Source organism: Runella salmonicolor, from assembly GCF_024158025.1.
Lineage (GTDB): Bacteria > Bacteroidota > Bacteroidia > Cytophagales > Spirosomataceae > Runella > Runella salmonicolor.
Map to the genome: position 1 here is coordinate 1,283,217 of NZ_JAMZEL010000001.1, position 20,822 is coordinate 1,304,038.

General features: G+C 46.3%; 13 protein-coding genes. 12 read left to right on the plus strand and 1 reads right to left on the minus strand.

Annotation, left to right across the window (positions count from 1 at the left end):
- The first annotated feature begins 463 nt into the window (after window positions 1-463).
- From NCI00_RS05195 to NCI00_RS05210, 4 genes are all read left to right on the plus strand, one after another.
- Window positions 464-1,576: a fatty acid desaturase family protein gene (locus NCI00_RS05195; RefSeq protein WP_253525709.1), complete on the plus strand. Its 1,113-nt coding sequence runs from the start codon at window positions 464-466 to the stop codon at window positions 1,574-1,576.
- A 191-nt stretch (window positions 1,577-1,767) separates the two neighbouring features.
- Window positions 1,768-4,611 carry a family 78 glycoside hydrolase catalytic domain gene (locus NCI00_RS05200; RefSeq protein WP_253525711.1) on the plus strand — a complete coding sequence of 948 codons (2,844 nt, stop codon included), beginning with the start codon at window positions 1,768-1,770 and terminating at the stop codon, window positions 4,609-4,611.
- Between the two features lie 257 nt (window positions 4,612-4,868).
- Window positions 4,869-5,426, plus strand: coding sequence for an RNA polymerase sigma factor (locus NCI00_RS05205; RefSeq protein WP_253525713.1), 558 nt, complete (start codon window positions 4,869-4,871; stop codon window positions 5,424-5,426).
- A 32-nt stretch (window positions 5,427-5,458) separates the two neighbouring features.
- The gene (locus NCI00_RS05210) at window positions 5,459-6,469 is read left to right on the plus strand and encodes a FecR family protein (RefSeq protein ID WP_253525715.1); all 1,011 of its coding nucleotides are present in this window, start codon (window positions 5,459-5,461) and stop codon (window positions 6,467-6,469) included.
- 119 nt (window positions 6,470-6,588) lie between these two features.
- Here the strand turns inward: NCI00_RS05210 and NCI00_RS05215 are convergent, their stop codons facing one another.
- Entirely contained in the window at window positions 6,589-6,747 is a 159-nt protein-coding gene (locus NCI00_RS05215; RefSeq protein WP_253525718.1) for a hypothetical protein, read from the minus strand.
- Window positions 6,748-6,767: 20 nt separating this feature from the next.
- Here NCI00_RS05215 and NCI00_RS05220 point away from each other — a divergent pair, with 20 nt between their 5' ends.
- The 8 genes from NCI00_RS05220 (at window position 6,768) to NCI00_RS05255 (ending at window position 20,748) form a co-directional block, all read left to right on the plus strand.
- Window positions 6,768-10,235, plus strand: coding sequence for a TonB-dependent receptor (locus tag NCI00_RS05220; RefSeq protein ID WP_253525721.1), 3,468 nt, complete (start codon window positions 6,768-6,770; stop codon window positions 10,233-10,235).
- A gap of 16 nt (window positions 10,236-10,251) precedes the next feature.
- Window positions 10,252-11,730: a RagB/SusD family nutrient uptake outer membrane protein gene (locus NCI00_RS05225; RefSeq protein WP_253525723.1), complete on the plus strand. Its 1,479-nt coding sequence runs from the start codon at window positions 10,252-10,254 to the stop codon at window positions 11,728-11,730.
- Window positions 11,731-11,858: 128 nt separating this feature from the next.
- Entirely contained in the window at window positions 11,859-13,316 is a 1,458-nt protein-coding gene (locus NCI00_RS05230) for a sulfatase family protein (RefSeq protein WP_253525725.1), read from the plus strand.
- Window positions 13,317-13,333: 17 nt separating this feature from the next.
- Window positions 13,334-16,954 (plus strand): family 78 glycoside hydrolase catalytic domain, encoded by a 3,621-nt coding sequence (locus NCI00_RS05235; protein ID WP_253525727.1) that lies wholly within the window; start codon window positions 13,334-13,336, stop codon window positions 16,952-16,954.
- Window positions 16,955-17,101: 147 nt separating this feature from the next.
- Window positions 17,102-17,995 (plus strand): RluA family pseudouridine synthase, encoded by an 894-nt coding sequence (locus NCI00_RS05240; protein ID WP_253525729.1) that lies wholly within the window; start codon window positions 17,102-17,104, stop codon window positions 17,993-17,995.
- Window positions 17,996-18,257: 262 nt separating this feature from the next.
- Window positions 18,258-18,674 (plus strand): DUF1801 domain-containing protein, encoded by a 417-nt coding sequence (locus NCI00_RS05245; RefSeq protein ID WP_253525731.1) that lies wholly within the window; start codon window positions 18,258-18,260, stop codon window positions 18,672-18,674.
- Window positions 18,675-18,731: 57 nt separating this feature from the next.
- Window positions 18,732-19,736 (plus strand): 4-hydroxyproline epimerase, encoded by a 1,005-nt coding sequence (locus NCI00_RS05250; protein ID WP_253525733.1) that lies wholly within the window; start codon window positions 18,732-18,734, stop codon window positions 19,734-19,736.
- A 25-nt stretch (window positions 19,737-19,761) separates the two neighbouring features.
- Window positions 19,762-20,748 (plus strand): HNH endonuclease, encoded by a 987-nt coding sequence (locus NCI00_RS05255; protein ID WP_253525735.1) that lies wholly within the window; start codon window positions 19,762-19,764, stop codon window positions 20,746-20,748.
- The last annotated feature ends 74 nt before the right edge of the window (window positions 20,749-20,822 follow it).

Below are 20,822 nucleotides of genomic sequence, written 5' to 3' on the forward strand. Positions count from 1 at the left end.
GACTGCGCAAACAAAAAGAGACACAATCTGTTGATAATTTATTAATCGTTCATTTTAGGATATACATTAGTTGCATTTTAGAACAATAAAATGACAGCAGCTTACTCCGATTAAACCGATAAATGCGCAATCAAACGCTATTTTACACGATGTATGTGCTGAAACTAAGAGACGATTTTAGAATTTCAAGTTTTTTTTGTCTTGCTGCTCTGCTCAGAAAAATTCTTTTGCAATCAATCTGCATGACTTTCAGTATCTTTGCGTCAACCTATTGTAGAATTACTAAATACGTTCGCCAATCAGTTGGTTTCTGAATTATAATTTTTGCTAAATCAGTAATTATAATTCAAACTTTTTCGTTTTTAATATAGGGCGGTTTCCTGAATAGGTTTAGACTTCACAACTCTTCTTCTTCTCTTGATTTTTCGCTTCGTACATTTAGCCTATCTAACCTTTAATTTTAATGAAACTTAAAGAAAACGTAAAATTTGTTGCCCAAGAAAAAAGTCAATTTTTCCCAACCCTAAAAAAAAGAGTAGACGCCTATTTTAAGGAAAACAATATCCCAAAGCACGCAAACCGAACGATGATTGTCAAAACGGTCGTTTTGTTGAGCGCCTACATTCTTCCTTTTATCTGTATTCTCGCTTTTCAGCCCTCGCTCGCCGCAAGCATACCGCTCTGGATTGTCATGGGATTTGGCATATCGGGCATTGGGATGAGTATCATGCACGATGCCAATCACGGCGCCTATTCAGACCGTACTGCGGTCAACAAATGGCTGGGTTATTCAATCTATTTGGCGGGAGCAGGCGTTCTGAATTGGAAATTACAACACAATGTACTTCACCACACGTACACCAATATTGTACCAATGGACGAAGACATTCGCGACCGGGGTATTGTCAAACTTTCTCCCCACGCCGAAATCAAAGGAGTACATCGCTTTCAGTGGATTTACGCATTTTTTTTCTACGGAATTCTTACCTTGTATTGGGTACTTTTGAAAGATTTCATCCAATTCGTTTCTTATATCCGCAACGGCGTCAATAAGCAGACCAAAGCACAAAATGCCATGACGCTCCTTAATTTGATTGTGGTTAAATCGACCTATCTCGCCATCTTTTTGGTGCTACCAGTGGTGGTTTTCTCGATTCCTTTTTCAGAAATCCTCATTGGTTTTCTGGTCATGCACTTCACCGCTGGACTGGTGTTGACGGTTATTTTCCAATTGGCGCATACCGTAGAAGGAACATCCCACCCGGTGATTCCCGAAACGGGTATTGTGGCCAAAGATTGGGCCATTCACCAGTTGGAAACCACGGTCAATTTCTCGCCACGCAACAAGTGGCTGTCGTGGTACGTAGGCGGTTTGAATTTCCAGATTGAGCATCATCTTTTCCCCAAAATCTGTCACGTCCATTATCCCAATATCGCGCCCATCGTCAAACAAACAGCCGAAGATTTTGGGCTGGTTTACATGGAAAATCCTACGTTTTGGAGCGCACTACAATCGCACGTAGATACGCTGAAACGCTTTGGCGGTTTGCCAGACCTAAACGAGGCGATTGGCTAAAAAATACACTCCTTGTTTATCAAATCCCCAGCGTATTGTTGGGGATTTTTTTGTTTTCTACAAAGCCAGGCTATTAAGCAGGAATGAAAAATGATTTTTTTGGATAAAAGATAGGTTGGTAAAGGATAGTTTTACCGAGGTTTCACGGTTATTTGCACCCTACTATACATCCTAATACCCCTTAAACTGCTATGATTCAGAAGCTTTACCTCCAATTATTGTTCGTTTTTTTCTCTCTTTACGTATCCGCCCAAAGCGACTTAAAAGCTACCTACCTGCGTTCTGAATACAAAATCAACCCCGTCACCGACGTGGCTCATCCGCGTTTGAGCTGGGAATTGACCTCGGCGGTTAATAGTCAATACCAAACGGGCTACCAAATTCTGGTGGCGTCTTCCATTACCCTTCTGGAGGAAGGAAAAGCAGATTTATGGGACACCAAAAAAGTCACGGGCAACGCCACCTCCCAAATCGAATACGCAGGAAGACCACTTGAATCACGGCAGATTTGCTTTTGGAAAGTCCGCAGTTGGGACAAGAAAAACCAACCCGGACCATGGAGCGCTCCCGCTACTTGGGAAATGGGTTTATTGCAAAAAAATGACTGGAAAGCCGATTTCATTGGTCTCAATCTGAATCATTTAGGTAAAGGTAAAGAGTACCATTTGCCACCTGCCCCCTATCTAAGAAAAGATGTCGAAATAAAAGGTGTCGTAAAAAAAGCAAGGTTGTACGTGACAGCGCTAGGTTTGTATGAATTTCAAATCAATGGCAAGAAAATCGGTAGAGATTATCTCACTCCCGGCTGGACCGACTACAACAAACGCCTTTATTATCAAACCTTTGACGTAAGCAAAGAACTCCGACCCGGCAAAAACGCCTTGGGTTCTATCATTTCTTACGGTTGGTATGCTGGGTATTTGGGCTATGCTTTGTTGGTTAGAAATCCCGTTGTGAAAAACTTTTACGGCGACGTGCCTGTCCTAAAAGCCCAATTGGAAATTGAATACACCAACGGTCAAAAAGAAATAATTGCGACTGATAATACGTGGAAAGCCAACTACGGCCCCATCGTAGAATCGGATATTCTGAACGGGGAAGTCTACGACGCAACCAAAGAGCTAACGGGGTGGAATCAACCCAATTATAATGAGGCGACTTGGAAAAAAGCGATTACCATTTCGGATAAAACCGAGCGCCAACTTCAAGTTTACCCAGGCGACCCCGTACAAGAAGTGGCCAGACTAACGCCAAAAAATAGTAAGCAAATGGGCAAAAATGCCTATTTGGTGGACATGGGGCAAAACTTCGCGGGGCTGATTCGTATCCGATTCAAAGCCGCCAAAGGCGATTCTATCCTTTTTAGATTCGGTGAAATGCTCTATCCTGATGGTAAACTCATGACCGAAAACCTGCGCAAAGCGCGGGGTACCGACCTGTACATCGCCAAAGGCGACCCCAACGGCGAAATCTATGAACCGCGCTTTACCTACCACGGTTTTCAGTACGTGCAAATCGAAGGCTTGAAGTACGCACCGGGAATGCAGGACATTGTGGGCATCGTGCTATCATCGGCCACGCCCAAAGCGGGGACGTTTGAAACCGACAACGCTTTTGTTAACCAACTGTATCACAACATCATCTGGACACAGCAGTCTAATTATCTGGAAGTTCCGACCGACTGCCCGCAGCGCGACGAGCGCTTGGGCTGGACAGGCGACGCCCAAGCCTACGTCAAAAGTGCCACCCTCAACAACGACATTGCCGCCTTTGGCACCAAATGGGTGGTGGATTTGAACGACGCCCAACTCGCCAACGGTGCGTATCCCGTCTACGCCCCAGCTCCTTCGGTGCGCGTCACCGACACATACTCGCCGGGATGGATGGAAGCGGGTATCATTTATCCGTACCAAATTTTTAGGTCTTATGGCGATACCAAAATCATCAAAGCACACTGGACCGAAATGAAGAAATTCATGCAGTTTTTGGAAACAAAAAGCAAAGGTGAGTACGTGTTTAAGGAAACTGCGTTTGCCGAAGTTGACCCCAAAGGCGGCTTTGGCGATTGGCTGAGCGTGGGCAAAAAAACACCGCCCGATATGCTGGCTACGATGTATTATGCGTATTCGGCCAGCTTGATGCAAGAAATGGCCTCCGCCATCGGCGATGAAAAAGAGGCAGCCCATTTTAAAGAAGTATTCGCCAAAGTTAAAGCGGCTTTCTTGAAACATTACACCAACGCCGAAGGCAAATTTATCTGCAACGCCGCTGCTTACGGCAATGGAAAAGGCTACGTTGACGGAGAAATGGGCTTTGAAGGCCACACTCAAACGGCCTACGCCAACGCCATTTTTATGAATCTTTTGGACAGCACGCATACCCTAAAAGCCGCCAAATGGCTGAATGAATTGGTAGTCAATAATGGCAATAAACTAACAACGGGCTTTTTGGGCGTTCGGCCCATGCTTCCAGCACTTTCGGCAACAGGCAACAGCGAAACCGCTTATAAGCTATTGTTTCAAAAAGAATACCCGTCGTGGGGTTTTGAGATTGCCAACGGAGCCAATACAATTTGGGAACGCTGGAACAGTTTCACGCGTGAAGGCGGTTTTCCTGCGGGCATGAACTCCTTCAATCACTACGCCTTTGGGTCGATTTGCGAATGGATGTTTGAAAACATGGCGGGCATCAAAGAGACCTCGCCCGGCTTCAAAAACTTCCTTATTCAACCCGAAGTTATGGCTCCTAATATCAATTCATTAAGGGCTACACACCGTTCCATCAACGGCACCATCGTTTCGGCTTGGCAAAAAAAGGGAGATATTATTACGATGACTCTTGAGGTGCCCGTCAACACCACGGCTACGATTTGTCTACCGCCAACCCCAACAAACTACATTATTTTTAATGGCAAAGCCCTTGCCGCCACGGCCGTAAAGTCCAAGTTGGTAGGTCGTCGGGAGTTAAATACAGTTACGGTGGGCTCAGGAAAATACGTTCTTACTTATAAAAAATCGGCTTTGTCGGGATTTTAATCAATTGTGCATCAGGATTTGAGAATCCTGATGCACAATTCAGAATCCTGATGCACAATTCAGAATCCTGACGCACACTTCAGAATCCTGACGCACATTTATCTTTTTCATTAAAGCGCCTTTGATTGAATGAAGGCGCTTTTTTGGTTAAAAAAGCGCTGGTTTCAACAAAAACATAAAATTATTTAAAGAATTTTTAAAATCATTTAGGGATTTTGGTTAGCTAATTGACTATACAAGTACGACCGTATTTTGAGATGAAGCACCGCAACCTAACAGATGAGCAATTGGTAGATTTTCTAAAAAGTGGCGACCAATCTGCTTTTGAAGAAATCTATAACCGCTATTGGTACAAGCTATTGGGCATTGCATACCACGAAACGGGAACCCGTGAAGAAGCTGAAGAATTGGTGCAAGACCTGTTTGAGCGGATTTGGCATAAGCGCCAAGAGAGCATCATCCGACATTTGAGTGCTTATTTGGTGGTATCAATCAAGTATCTGGCTACCAACTACGTAAAGTCGCAGATTACGCAGCGAAAATTTCAGGAGTATTTGATTTTCAACGAAATACGCCAATCCTACGTCACCGATGAAAGCGTTCAATTTGCCGATTTGTCGAAAGCCGTAGAAGAAGCAATGAAGAAATTACCCGAAAAAAGTGTCGAGATATTCAAGATGAGCCGATTTGAAAACCAATCCGTCAAAGCCATTGCGCAGCAGTTGAATCTGTCGGAAAAAGCCGTGGAATACCACATCACCAAATCGCTCAAAGTCTTGAAAGAGCAGTTAAAAGCCTATTATTCTGACAATTAATATCCTCCCATTTCTTCACAATCGACTAACCAATGAACCAATACGAATTTAATCAATTACTGGAAAAATACCTCGCGGGCGAGTGCAGCCCCGACGAAGAAAGGCTGGTACATGAATGGCAGGAAAATACGCTCAAAACCAATACGTTAATTCTGAGCGAACCCGAACAGATAAGTGTCAAAAAACGCCTTTGGCAACGCATCACAGAAGCCGTTTTTGAGGAAACAGCAATACGCCCTTTCTACAAAGCACAATGGTTTCAATGGGCGGCGGCCGCTTCTGTGGCCATCGTTTTGGGTGGTGGATGGTTTCTTTCTCAGCCAACTAAATTTAACAAAAACCCTATCACTCACACCCTCCAAACTCCGCACGGTATTGAGGTTAAAAATACGGCAGCCAATCCGCGACAAATCCACTTGGAAGACGGTAGTGTGGTGATTTTGAAAGCCAACAGCAGCGTGACCTATCCAGAGCATTTTGGCAAGCAGAGTCGGAGTGTATTTTTAAGAGGAGAAGCTTTTTTCAACGTTAAACGTGACCCAACCAAGCCATTTGTCGTTCATGCCGGCGAGCTGGTGACGGAGGTTTTAGGAACTAGTTTTACGGTCAAATCGTACGAAGATGCCCAATCCATTGAAGTGTTGGTGGCCACGGGACGCGTATCGGTCTACGAAAACTCTGCCAAACCGACCCAACAACGTAACGGCCTGATTTTGACGCCCAATCAGAAAATCATCTTTGACAAAGTTTCTCGAAAACTAACCCCGAGTATTGTTGAAAAACCCGTTGTGATTCAGCCTCCGACGCATCCCACCACCTTTATTTTTGACGAAACCCCGTTGCCCAACGTGCTTAAAAAACTGGAAAATGCCTATGGACTTCAGATTATCATAGAAAACCAGATGCTGAGCCAGTGCGTGTTTACGGCCGATTTGAACGAACTGCCCCTCCGTACGCAGCTTGATTTGATTTGCAAATCGGTCAATGCCTCTTATGAGCAACGCGGCACGAGCATTTTTATTAATGGGGAGGGATGTAAATGAGTTTTGAGGAGTGGGGAGTCAGAAGCAGCAAGACCGAAGTAGGAGGTAAGAAATAAGAAGTATGAATAATCAATTCATGTTTATTGTGTCAAGATTTTTTGATGAATAACGAATAACAATTAACCAATAACGGTGGCTTGCCGCCAAGTACCAAAAAAGCCGACAATGTTGCGAGCATTGTCGGCTTGGAGTGACCCGCAGCCGAATTGGCGTTCGGTTGGCAATGATTCATGCGTGCACGAAACGTAGCCTTGCGGGGGAGTTTTTGCCCTTTTCAAACCAAAAACATGTTAAAATTATGCAAAAAAATGTACGAACCAAAGCGTTCTTACTCAAAGCGATGAGAATGACGGTTACCCAATTTCTGCTACTGGTCGCTTTTTGCGGATTAGCCAGTGCCCGCGACACAAAAGCCCAAGAAGTGCTCAACACCTCCGTTTCGCTCAAAATCGAATCGGTCGAAATTAAGCGGGTTTTTAATACGATTGAGAAACAGGCAAATATCAAGTTTGTCTACAGTCCCAATGCCATCCGGTCCGACCAAAAAGTATCATTGAGTATGACCAATAAGCTTTCTGAAGTATTGAGAGAGCTGCTTACCCCCCTCAATATTTCGTACGAAGTGGTCGGAACGCGCATTTTGTTACGCAAAAAACTGCCCGAAAAATCAGCCTCCATCGACGAAATATCGGTCCCCATCCCAAACGCAATCGAGCCTCAGGAGCAGGTTATCAAAGGCAAAGTAACCGACGCTGAAAAAAACGAAGGGCTACCGGGCGTGAGTATTTTGTTGAAAGGAACCCAAAAAGGAACATCAACCAACGCCAACGGAGAGTTTTCGCTCGCCGTACCTGACAATAACGCCGTATTGGTATTCAGTTTTGTAGGCTACGAGCCGCAGGAAATAGTAGTGGGAAGCCGTACCCAAATCAATATCAGCCTCAAAACTGACACCAAGGCATTGGGTGAGGTAGTGGTGGTGGGCTATGGCACCCAACGCGCCAAAGATGTGACGGGCTCGGTAGCCACGATTAATCAAACCACCATTAAAGACTTGCCCGTATCGAGCATTGACCAAAAAATGATTGGGCAAGTAGCAGGGGTTCAAATACAGCAACTATCGGGCGCGCCCGGTGGGGGTACTTCCGTAAGAATCCGTGGTAGCGGTTCACTTGGTGCGGGAAATGAACCCTTGTACGTGGTTGATGGAATGCCTTATGCCGCAGGATTGAATCAAAATTTTAATCCTCTCCTACTGATTAACCCCAACGACATCGAGTCAATCTCCATCTTGAAAGATGCCTCTTCTACGGCCATTTACGGCTCACGCGGGGCCAACGGGGTGATTATGATTACGACCAAAAAAGGCCAATACAATCGCCTTCAAGTCAATGTATCTTCTATGAGAGGGGTACAGCAGGTTCCCCAAAAAGGCAGACCTAATTTGATGAATCAGCAAGAATTTGCTGATTTGCAGCGCAATAAAATTGACATTGCCGTTCGGCGCGCCGAAAACAGAGCCGCTACCATCAATGACTACCCCGTTGAATATCAAAACCCAAGTTCATTGGTAGGTGACGGCACCGATTGGTATGATTTACTGCTCCAAACTGCCCCGATTCAAGACCATACCGTGAGTATTCAAAAAGGTACGCAGGATTCTCGTATGAATTTCAGTATGGGGTATTATAAACAAGAGGGTGTTTTGCGCTACACAGGCGTAGAGCGGTACAGTGCCAATCTGGGCATTGAGTCCAATTTGAGCAAGCAGGTTACCGTGGGAGTATCGCTCCAACCTACGCTTATCAACCAAAATCGGACCAACACCAATTCAAGTCGTGAAGACGTAATTGGGGTAGCCAACTGGGCAAACCCAGTCATGAGCCCGTACGATGCCAACGGGCACCTTATCCCCTATATTCGCTCGCCACAGAGCAAATACCACTCGGCGTGGAGCTTTGCCAATCCGCTTTTTGTGTTGCGAGAAACTACCCAATTACAGCAACAGTTTCAGAACCTCGGTTCGGCCTATTTGGAATGGGAGATTACGCCCGATTTAAGAGCAAAATCGTCGCTCAATACCATTTGGGCAACTTCTAAATTTAACCAATTCACGCCAAGTACCGTGGGTGCGTCCAATATTCCACCCGTTGCCGGAACGGGGCGGTCGAGCAATTCGAGGGGCGACAGTTTCAACTGGCTACTCGAAAATACACTTACTTACAACAAAACGATTCAGAAACATCGGTTGAACGCCCTGTTGGGTTATACTACACAGAAAGACCGCTCCAATGCCATCAATCTCAACGCCAGCCCTTACCCTAACGACCTGATTCAGACCATCAACGCGGCACAGGCCATCGGAAGTTGGGGAGAAAGTCAACAGGAGTGGAGCATTATTTCTTACTTAGGACGACTCAATTATTCTTTCGACGATAAATATTTACTTACCGCTACCTTCCGTTCTGATGGTTCTTCTCGTTTTGGCGCAAAAAACAGGTACGCTACTTTCCCTTCTATCGCCGCCGCTTGGCGTATTTCCGAAGAAGATTTTTTGAAAGACAACAAAGTACTGAACAACCTCAAGTTAAGGGCCAGTTATGGCAGAAGCGGCAATAACAACATTGGGAATTATTCGCACTTGGCCGCCATCAACCCCGGCGCGTATGTCTTCGGAAACACCCAAGTTTCGGCTTCTTTCGTGGGGTTATCCAATCCTTTTTTGACGTGGGAAGAATCTCAACAAATTGATGTGGGGTTGGATGCCGAATTTTTCAACAACCGCCTTTCTTTGATTGTAGATTTTTACAATAAAAAGAGCAAAAACATGCTCCTCAACGACGTCATCCCTGCCATTACGGGTTTCAATTCACAGATTGTTAATAAAGGAAACGTGCGAAACCGAGGCGTTGAAATTTCACTCGGAGGAACACCCCTAGCGGGACCGTTTAATTGGGACTTTAATTTGAATGTCGCATTCAATCGTAATATGGTACTTTCTCTAAATGAAAACGGGGATCGGATTTTATCAGGAAACAACGACAACAATCCCACCCACATTACGGTGGTAGGAAAGCCCATCGGTCAATTCTTTGGGTTTATTGCCGACGGCGTTTATACCGCCGAAGACATCGCCAATCCCAACATCGTCAAAACTGCACAGGTCTATGAGGGGAATTCTAAATACAGGGATATCAACGGCGACGGTGTTATCAACGACTTTTTGGATTATACCATGCTCGGCAACCCTCATCCCGACTTTATTTTTGGCTTCTCAAACAACTTCTCTTACAAAAGATTTACCTTGGGAGTCATCATGAACGGCCAAAAGGGAGGCCAAGTAATGAACGGATTGCGGCAGTCAACCGACAATTTACAGGGTTTTTTCAACGTAAATAAAGAGTTTGTAAACCGCTGGAGAAGTGCCGAGAACCCCGGCGACGGAATGCTTTACGGCGTGCCTAAACTAACGCCAAGCTGGGGGCACCGCGTCAACAGCCGTTGGGTAGAAGATGCTTCTTTCCTCCGCGTTTCCAATCTCTCCCTTGGGTATTCGCTTCCCGAAGGCTTGGTCAAAAAAACGGGTTTTGTCAACAGTTGCCGTTTTTATTTTACGGTACAAAACTTGGCCATGTTTACCAACTACACAGGCGCTAATCCCGAAGCACAGTCCAGAGACATTAACAATACGCTTTCACCAGGCTTTGATATGTCATCTTATCCACTTGCGCGAACTACTTCAGTGGGCCTGAATTTATCCTTCTAAAAAAACGACTTTTAACATGAAAAAAATCATATATGTGCTGGCACTCTCCCTGATGACAGGCTGCACCAACAAGTTTCTGGAACTCTATCCTAAATCAACCCTCAACGAAGGGAATTTTTACCAAACAGAGGTAGAATACACCCTTTTGGCCAACGGCTGCTACGTTCCTTTGCGTGATAATGAAAAAAACAACCACTGGATTTTGGCCGAGTTAATTTCTGATAACGCAAGTTTTCAAAACAACGTCCGAACGGGGGAAGCCTCGCGGGGAGTCATTGACCAATTCATTTTAGTAGGTGACAATATCGCCTTTTCGGCCTTTTGGAACCTCTCATACAACGGCATTACGCGTTGTAATAAATTACTGAGTGAATTGGATCGGGAAGGCGTAAATTGGTCGAAACTATCTTTCAAAGAACGTTGTGCGGGCGAAGCCCTCTTTTTACGGTCGCTGTATTATTTTAACCTTGTTCGACAGTTTGGCGGAGTACCTTTGGTTTTAGCCCCCACCACTTCGCAAGAAGCAGTGGACATTAAGCGCTCAACGGAAGCGCAGGTGTATGACAGTATTATCAGTGATTTAAAACAGGCCGCCGAGCGTTTTGCCAAAGCCAAGGATGTGGAAGAAGTAGGCCGGGCCAATGAAATGTCGGCCCTGTCGCTGTTGGGCAAAGTGTATCTCACCCTTGGCAAGTATGCCGAAGCCGAACAAACCCTGAAAACCGTCATTAATTCGGGGAAATACGCCCTTTTACCCAATTACGCCGACCTTTTCAATCCGGCCAAAAAGGACTTCAAAGAAACCATCTTTGCGGTTCAGTATTCAGAAAACAGTGCTGAACTCGCCAACCGATTCATCTTTCTGTTTGCCCCGCATACTTCGGGGGGAGCCGTTACGAATCGCCCTAATATCAACATCGTAGGCGCGGGTTGGAATCAACCTACCGACGATTTAATCAACGCTTTTGAGGCAGGAGATACCCGCAAAGCGGTTTCGATTGGCTTTTGGAATGGACTGGACTGGGATAATGTCGTACGTCCTATCGCCTATTGTGCCAAATACAAAGCGCCTATTTCTGCCCCTGACGACCGTTGTGGCGACAATTTTCCTGTGTTACGTTACTCGGACGTCTTGCTAATGTACGCCGAAGCGCTCAATGAACTAAGCCGTACGGGCGAAGCCATTCCTTACGTTCAGCAAGTGCGAACTCGGGCAGGTCTCACCGCCCCGTTGGGCGCATTGGGCAAAGAAGCCCTAAAAACGCTCATCGCCAAAGAGCGTCAGGTAGAGTTTTGTTTTGAAAACCAACGTTGGTACGACCTCAAGCGTACTGGCAAGGCCGTTGAAGTAATGACCGCCCACGGCATTCGCGAAAAAGCCAAAAAGACATTTCTTTATCCCGAAGGCTATACTTTGACCCCCAATAAACTACTTGCACCCATTCCAGTCAATGAGGTCTCCATCAATAAGTTAACTCAGAATCCGGGATATTGAGACGAATCACAAACAACCACAGAAATTATAAAGTAAAATCAATATTTTCTCTGTGGCTCTCAATTTTAAACTCTTTGGTCCTCTGTGTAATCTCCATTTGAAGATTTACCTTTTACCTGAAACTATTTATGAAAAAAATAAGCATAAATCTGTTTTTCATTGCCTTGATTGTTCTCAAAAACAACCAAACTCTTTTGTCACAAAACACCGCCAAAAAACCCAACATCCTCTACATTTTGGTGGATCAATGGCGGGCGCAGGCCACGGGCTATGCAGGTGATAAAAATGTGTATGCTCCCAATCTCGACCGATTGGCACGCCAAAGCGTAAACGTCAAAAATGCCGTATCGGGCACGCCCGTCTGCACGCCGCACCGCGCTTCGCTCATGACGGGGCAGTACCCGCTCACCAACGGCGTTTTTATGAATGATGTTTTACTGGACACCAACGCCACGACAATAGCGAAAGTCTATAAAAAACACGGCTACACCACGGGGTTTGTGGGCAAGTGGCACATCGACGGGCACGGCCGAAACACCTACATTCCACCGACGCGTCAGCAGGGATTTGGTTATTGGAAAGCCTTGGAATGCACCCACGATTACAACAATTCGGCCTACTACGCCGGCGATTCCAATAAAAAATTGGTGTGGAAAGGCTACGATGTCATCGCGCAGACCGACGATGTCTGCAACTACATGACCGCCAAATCCAAAGAAACCAATCCTTTTATGGTGTTTATTTCCATCGGTAGCCCACACGACCCGTACCAAACGGCTCCCGAAAAATACCGTAAAATGTTTGAAAACAAAGACATCATCATCAATGAAAATGTGCCCGTGGAGAAACGCGAAAAGGTCAAAAATGACCTCCGAGGCTATTATTCACACATTGCAGCGATTGATGACTGCATCGGCAAAATGTGGCAGACGCTCATTGATTTGGGCATCGAAGACAACACCATCATCGTATTTTCGTCTGACCACGGCGATTTACTCGGCGCGCACGGTTCATGGAACAAACAGCAGCCTTACGCCGAAAGCATCAAAGTGCCTTTTTTGCTTCATTACCCTAAATTGTTTGGTAAAACGGGCAAAACTTCCGAGGCGCTCCTAAACTCCCCCGACATCATGCCAACGCTGTTGGGCCTGTGCAATATTCCCGTTCCAGCGTCGGTCGAAGGCATTGATTTTTCGGGCGTCTTGAAAGGAACAAAAAAAGACAACGTCAAGCATACGTTGATTTCCTGCACTCAGCCTTTTGGGCAATGGACCCGGAAAATGGGCGGCAAAGAATACCGAGGCCTCTTCACGCACCAATACACCTACACCCGCGACCTAAACGGCCCATGGCTGTTGTTCGACAACCTGAAAGACCCGCTTCAGCTCAACAATTTGGTGGGGAAAGCTGAGTACAAAAAAATTCAGGACAAACTGGATGCTGACTTAAAAGGGGAATTGCGCAAACGAAAAGACGAATTTAAGCCCGGAATGGAGTATGTAAAGCAATGGAATTACTTAGTGGATGAGACGGAAACGGTGCCTTACAGAAAAGTAAATTACGAAGGCAAACCGATTATTGAGTAACCCAAAACGATTTAGTCATGTCCCAAAACAGCGGGTTTTATACATTTATTTGCAGTCGCTCGCGAGACGCGAGCGGCTGTTATTACAAGGCCTCTGGCCGGAAAGAACACGACAATAGCCAACGTCCCCTATTTCTCCTCCTTCTTTCACTCTTACCGCTTTTCAACCAAGCAGTAGGCCAAAACACCGCCAACAAGCCCAATATCATCTTTATCCTGACCGACGACCACCGAGCCAGCGCCTTGGGCTACACGGGCAATAAGTATGCCCACACGCCCGAAATGGATAAATTGGCGCAAACGGGCGTTTATTTTAAGAAAGCACTGGTAACCACCCCCATCTGTGCCGCCAGTAGGGCCAGTATTTTGAGTGCCATGCAGGAACGCGCCCACCGCTACACGTTTCAGACTGGCAATATCAAGCAGGAATACATGGAAAATGCCTATCCCAAAGTACTGAAAGAGGCTGGCTATTACACGGGTTTTTACGGAAAATTCGGGGTAAATTATGCCCGAAAAGACCAATTATTCCACGTGTATGAAGACTACGACCGCAACAACCGATACACCGACAAACGGGGCTATTTCTTCAAAACCCTGGGCAAAGATACCGTCCACCTGACCCGCTATACGGGCCAAAAAGCCATTGATTTCATTGAAAATGCCCCCACCGACAAGCCCTTTTGTTTATCGCTGAGTTTTTCGGCCCCCCACGCCCACGACGGAGCCCCTGACCAATATTTTTACGATGAACAAACAGCGCATTGGCTTGAAAATGAAACCATTGACCCACCGCTTTTGGGCGAAGACAAGTACTTTAACGCACAACCCGAAAAAGTAAAAGCGGGGTTCAGCCGTCTGCGTTGGACGTGGAGGTTTGATACGCCCGAAAAATACCAGCGCATGGTCAAGGGCTATTACCGAATGATTGCGGGGATTGATTTGGAAATTGCCAAAATTCGGGAAGAACTGAAAAAGAAAAACCTCGATAAAAATACCATCATCATTTTGATGGGCGACAACGGCTACATGCTGGGCGAAAGACAGTTGGCCGACAAATGGCTGATGTACGACAATTCCATTCGGGTTCCGCTGATTATTTACGACCCAAGGCAGGAAAAGCACCTAGACAGTGACGAAATGGCCCTGAACATTGACGTACCTGCCACGATTTTGGACATGGCAGGGGTAAATCGACCGAAAAATTATCACGGAAAAAGTTTGTTCCCGTTGGTCACTCAGACGGCCCGAAGTATGCAGCGCGATACGGTGCTGATTGAGCACCTTTGGGAGTTTGAAAATATTCCGCCCAGCGAAGGCGTACGCACCAACGAGTGGAAATATTTTCGGTATGTCAACGACAAAACCCTCGAAGAACTCTACAACCTCAAAGCAGACCCCGACGAAATCACCAACTTGGTTCGGGACGAAAAATACCGGGATGTATTGAACAACCTGAGGCAAAAAACAGAACAACTCATCCGGCAACACCGAGATGCCAATGCTTGCCAACCGACGGGCTTGATGGTGGAATTTATCCGACAACCCGCCACCGTTTTGTTAAAAGATAATACCCCCGAATTTGGTTGGGTGGTACCCAAAGAAGCCGTTTTTCAGTCGTCGTACCAACTACTAGTCGCTTCTTCCAAAGCCAACATCGACAACAACATCGGCGATGTATGGAACACCGGACAGGTGCGCGGAAACCAGTCTTCCAATGTGGCTTACCAAGGCAAACCCCTACAAACGGGCGTGCAGTACTTTTGGAAAGTGAGGATTTGGGACACCGACAATCGTACGGGCGATTATTCAGAAGCGCAGTCGTTTCGGGTGGGGCCACCCGACAATTCAATCTCAACAACCAATATTTTTCAGGTAGATAAAAAGAAACCGGCAAAATTCACTAAAACCGCTCCGGGCAGTTACTTTATTGATTTTGGAAAAGCGGCCTTTGCCAATCTGGCACTCAATTATACCGCCAAAAAGAACCAAACCCTCATCGTACGACTGGGAGAACAGCTCGAAAACGGGAAAATAAACCGCAAACCGATGGGCAGTATTCGGTACCAAGAGGTAAAATTGGAGGTATCGAAAGGCAAAAAAACGTACCAGCTTAACATCAAACCCGACGCAAGAAACACCAAATCGAGCGCCGGCGCGGTGGTACTGCCCGATTCGTTTCCCGTCTTATTGCCGTTTCGATACTGCGAAATAGACAATGCCACCGAAAATCTGACGGCCAATGACTTAACGCAATTGGCGTATTTCAGTTATTTTGAAGAAGACCAAAGCCGTTTCAAAAGCTCCGACACCACCCTCAACCAAATCTGGGAGTTGTGCAAATACACCATCAAAGCTAGTTCATTTTCAGGATTTTACCTCGACGGCGACCGTGAGCGCATCCCGTACGAAGCCGATGCCTACCTCAATCAGCTGAGCCACTACGCCACCGACCGCGAATACGGCATTGCCCGCAAAACCATTGAGTATTTTATGGAACACCCCACGTGGCCTACCGAATGGCAACTCCACGTGGCGCTGATGTTTTACCAAGATTATATGTACACGGGCAATACCGAGCTCATTGCCAAATACTACGAGCCCCTGAAATACAAAACCCTCATGGAACTCGCCCGTGAGGATGGTTTAATCAGCTCGTCGTCACCCAAAAATACGCCTGAATTTATGCAAAAATTGGGTTTTAAAGACCCTAAAATTCAGCTAAAAGACATTGTGGATTGGCCACCGGCCCAAAAGGATACGGGTTGGAAACTGGCCACGGCCGAAGGCGAACGCGACGGCTATGTTTTTACGCCCATCAACACCATGGTCAACTGTTTCTTTTACAAAAACATGGAAATCATGGCCGAATTTGCGCGCATTCTCCACAAATCAGAAGATGAAAGGCAGTTTCAGACGATGGCCATAAAAGCCAAAAATGCCATCAATGAAAAATTATTTAACCCCAAAACGGGAGCGTACGTTGACGGGGAAGGCACCGACCACTCCTCGCTGCACGCCAACATGATGGCCTTGGCGTTTGATATTACGCCCGACGTCCACAAGAAATCAGTTGCTAAGTTTATCAAATCTCGGGGCATGGCGTGCAGCGTGTACGGCTCGCAGTATTTGTTGGAAGCCCTTTACAACGCCAACGAAGCTGATTATGCCCTGCAACTCATGACCGCCACCCACGACCGAAGCTGGTGGAACATGATAAAAATCGGCTCAACCATGACGTTGGAGGCTTGGGATACCAAATACAAACCCAACCTCGACTGGAACCACGCTTGGGGAGCCGCTCCTGCCAATATTGTTGCGCGCAATATGTGGGGTATTCAACCCAAAACGGCGGGCGGAAGCATCATGCACATCAAGCCGCAATTAGGCACGCTTTCTGCTTCCGAAATCACCGTACCCACCATGAAAGGACTCATCAAGGCATCGTATCAGCGCAAAAGCAGGGTTCTTCAGGAATACACCTTTGAACTACCCGCCAATGTATCGGCAGAGTTGACATTAAAGTACTCACCAGAAGATACGATTTTGCTCAACGGAACGAAAGCAGACACCTCCTTTGGTACCCTCCGACTCTCGCCGGGCATCAATACGGTGGTGTTAAATGTTAATACGTTTTGAGTAGTGCTTTTGGTTTTGAGAAACCAAAAGCACGCTGAAAGGCCGAGGGATTACTCAACAAACTGTCTTTCTCAAAAATTCCGATAACTTTGTCCCTTTCTCAACGCTCAAAATAGAAGCGTTGAGAAAGGATAATGTTATCCCAACATGCCCAAAGAAAGACCCTCGAAACCGCCGCTCGTATTGACCGTCACCGAAACCGCCGAATTGATGGCTTTTCTGTTGGCAAAACTTCCCCATAAAAACCGCAACAACATCAAAACGCTGCTGCGCGACCGGCATATTTTGGTCGAAGGCCGGGTTCAAACAAAGTATAATTATTCGTTGCAGCCCAATCAGCGCGTTGAAGTACGCTGGACCCAAGGTTCCAAGGAAAGCGTGTATCGCGGCCTGACGATTTTGTTTGAAGATGCGCATTTGATTGTCATTGAAAAACAGGAAGGACTCCTTTCCATATCGGCCAACAATAAGGAATCCCAAACGGCCTATAACACGCTGAGCGCCCACGTCAAGAAGCAGAATCCCGCCAACAAAATCTTCATCGTTCACCGCCTCGACCGCGACACATCGGGCGTGATGGTGTTTGCCAAAACCGAAAGGGTAAAGGCATTGTTGCAAGAAAGCTGGGAGCCTACCACCAAAGAGCGCACTTACATTGCCGTAGCCGAAAAGCCTTTCGAAAAGCTTTCGGGCACCGTTACGTCGTATCTGAACGAGAGCAAGGCGCTCATTATGTATTCGAGTCAAAACCCCGCTCAGGGGCAATTGGCCATCACGCATTATGAAGTGTTGAAGCAAAATGCCGATTTCTCATTGTTAAAAGTAAACCTCGAAACAGGGCGTAAAAATCAGATTCGGGTCCATTTACAAGACTTGGGGCATTCTATCGTTGGTGATAAAAAATACGGGGCCGTCACGAACCCCATCGCGCGCTTGGGCCTACACGCGTGGGTTTTAGCTTTTGTTCATCCAATAACTCACGAAAAACTTCGTTTTGAAACTACCATTCCAAAAAAGTTTTTGGAATTATTTCCCCGATAATTAACGTAATTTACTCACCCTTAAACAACTACCGATATGGCAAAAGATAAGCCTGGCAAGGAAAAGAAAAAAGAACCAGAAAAAACTACCAAAGAGAAAAAAGCTGATAAAAAAGCCAAAAAAGAAGGCAAAAGCAAAAGTACCTTGTAACGTCAGCCACCATCCCCGGCACCTTGTGTCGGGGATGTTTTTTTTCAGCCCTTTCGTAGATGTTCAATTCCTGTTAACTTTGTTGTAGGTCCTTAACTTCCTCCATTCAACCATGGCTGAAAACAAAACCCAACCTACCGACCAAAGCGTAGACGCGTTTATTGACGGTATCGACCGCGAGCAGCAACGTACTGACAGCCGCGTCGTAGCAGAAATGATGCAACGCGCTACCGGAAGCAAACCCCGAATGTGGGGCGAAAGCATCATCGGTTTTGGCGACACTCACTACAAATACGCCACTGGTCGCGAAGGCGACTGGTTTTTGGTGGGTTTTTCTCCCCGCAAACAAAACCTGACGCTTTATCTGACCTGCGGCATCAACAACCTAGAAGAGGACCTCAAGCGGTTGGGCAAACACAAAACCAGCGTGTCGTGTCTGTACATCAACAAGTTGTCGGACGTCAACCTTCTGGTGCTGGAGGAAATCATTCAAAAGTCGGTTCAAATAGGCCCAAAAGCGTTAGTTTAGCTTGTTTCGACGCAAAATCTAAAATCAACCATCTTTCATCGTCATTTATATTTTCCTGTGTCATCCAAAACTTTTTTCTGCATTGATGCCCACACCTGCGGCAATCCTGTACGCGTCGTAGCTGGCGGCGGTCCTATTCTTGAAGGCAAAAACATGAGCGAAAAACGCCAGCATTTTCTGCGCGAATACGACTGGATTCGCAAAGGCCTGATGTTTGAGCCGCGCGGCCACGACATGATGTCGGGCAGTATTTTGTACCCGCCCCACGACCCCGAAAACGACGTGGCGGTGCTATTTATCGAAACCAGCGGCTGCCTGCCCATGTGCGGCCACGGCACCATCGGCACCATCACCATCGCCATCGAGCATGGTCTCATTCGCCCCAAAACGCCCGGCATCGTACGCATGGAAGCACCAGCGGGATTGGTACTTATTAGTTATGTTCAGGAAAGCAACAAAGTCAAATCCGTCAAGCTCGTCAACGTGCCTTCGTACCTTGCCGCCGAAGGCATCGAAGCCGAATGCCCCGACCTCGGCACGCTCAAAATGGACGTGGCCTACGGGGGCAATTTTTACGCCATCGTGGATGTGCAGGAGAATTTCCCCGGCTTGGAGCATTACAAAGCCGAACAGCTCATTGGTTGGGCGCGCGTATTGCGCCAGCGCATCAACGAAAAATATACCTTCGTTCACCCCAACGACCCCACCATCAACGGCCTCAGCCACATCGAATGGACGGGCGCGGTCATTGACCCGACCTCCTCGGCCCGCAACGCGGTTTTCTACGGCGACAAGGCCATCGACCGCTCGCCCTGCGGCACGGGTACCTCGGCGCGCATGGCGCAGTGGGCCGCCCAAGGCAAATTGAAAAAAGGCGACCGTTTCATCCACGAAAGTATCATCGGCAGCAAGTTCATCGGGACGGTCGAAGATTATGCCAAAGTAGGCGACCACGACGCCATCATTCCGGGGGTGGAAGGCTGGGCCAAAGTCTACGGTCTCAACACCATCACCATCGACCCCGACGACGACCCGTACGCGTATGGGTTTCAGGTGATATAGAGAAAAACATCTTACAGAAAAAATAATGCAGGAAGTAAATCGGGTAATTGAGTATTTCATTCACGCTTTCACGCACCTTCACCGTGATTCAAAAAAAGGCGGTGCTCCTCACAAACCCATTTTACTTCTTGCCATTATTCATGAATATGAATTAGGCCGAATTACGGACAATCGAATTTTTATCACACCTGAATTAACCCATTCTTTCTCAGTCTTTTGGAATCAGTTTGTAACAACAGAACATGACCAACGTTTTGCTTTACCATTTTATCACCTATCGGGAGAAAAAGGTAAGTGGTGGCAGTTAGTTCCTAATGTTGGTTGTGAAATTTGGATTGAAAATCCAGGTTCCATGCGAAGTTTCGGCAATTTGAGTGCCGCAGTTGCTTATGCTGAAATTGACCTAAATTTGGCTTCTTTGTTTTTGATTAAAGAAAGCCGAGACGTGCTGAAACAAATGGTTTTAAAAACGTACTTCCCTCAAAAATCTACGCAGCCCATTGAAAATCAAGAAGATGGATATTTAGAAGATTTAAGGAACGAAGTTTATGAACCTTCCGCTGAATACAAAACCAAGTTACTAAACCTCAAAAAACGTCTTGACCCCGAAACATATCAAATCGAAGTCTACAACCGTGGAACCATTTTTAGGCGTGAAGTAATTAAGATTTATAATGAAACTTGCTGTGTTTCAGAGCTTCGTGTGTCAGCGCTTTTTACAATTACGATGGTGGATGCTTGTCACATTATCCCATTTGCAAAAGATTTTGACAATAGTTTAACGAACGGAATCGCCCTTTGCCCTAATCTTCACCGCGCTTTTGACAGGGGATTGATTTCGGTCAATGAAAATTACGAAGTCATAGTTTCACAATCATTTAAAGAAAACACCAATAGCGAGTACAGTTTCTCAAAAATTGAAGGCAAAACAATCGCATTGCCTTCTGACAAGGATTTTTGGCCGTCATTGGCTAATTTTGAATGGCATCGAAAAAATGTGTTTAAGAGGTAGTTAAGGTTTACGTTTATCCCCAAAGCCATCGGGACGAAGCTCTGAAAAATGTGTCTATAACGCATGACTCCTTT

What these genes read in the sequence shown, in the direction of transcription:
- NCI00_RS05195 (WP_253525709.1), top strand. Translation starts at nt 464, where the DNA reads ATGAAACTTAAAGAAAACGTAAAATTTGTTGCCCAAGAAAAAAGTCAA.
- NCI00_RS05200 (WP_253525711.1), top strand. Translation starts at nt 1,768, where the DNA reads ATGATTCAGAAGCTTTACCTCCAATTATTGTTCGTTTTTTTCTCTCTT.
- NCI00_RS05205 (WP_253525713.1), top strand. Translation starts at nt 4,869, where the DNA reads ATGAAGCACCGCAACCTAACAGATGAGCAATTGGTAGATTTTCTAAAA.
- NCI00_RS05210 (WP_253525715.1), top strand. Translation starts at nt 5,459, where the DNA reads ATGAACCAATACGAATTTAATCAATTACTGGAAAAATACCTCGCGGGC.
- NCI00_RS05220 (WP_253525721.1), top strand. Translation starts at nt 6,768, where the DNA reads ATGCAAAAAAATGTACGAACCAAAGCGTTCTTACTCAAAGCGATGAGA.
- NCI00_RS05225 (WP_253525723.1), top strand. Translation starts at nt 10,252, where the DNA reads ATGAAAAAAATCATATATGTGCTGGCACTCTCCCTGATGACAGGCTGC.
- NCI00_RS05230 (WP_253525725.1), top strand. Translation starts at nt 11,859, where the DNA reads ATGAAAAAAATAAGCATAAATCTGTTTTTCATTGCCTTGATTGTTCTC.
- NCI00_RS05235 (WP_253525727.1), top strand. Translation starts at nt 13,334, where the DNA reads ATGTCCCAAAACAGCGGGTTTTATACATTTATTTGCAGTCGCTCGCGA.
- NCI00_RS05240 (WP_253525729.1), top strand. Translation starts at nt 17,102, where the DNA reads ATGCCCAAAGAAAGACCCTCGAAACCGCCGCTCGTATTGACCGTCACC.
- NCI00_RS05245 (WP_253525731.1), top strand. Translation starts at nt 18,258, where the DNA reads ATGGCTGAAAACAAAACCCAACCTACCGACCAAAGCGTAGACGCGTTT.
- NCI00_RS05255 (WP_253525735.1), top strand. Translation starts at nt 19,762, where the DNA reads ATGCAGGAAGTAAATCGGGTAATTGAGTATTTCATTCACGCTTTCACG.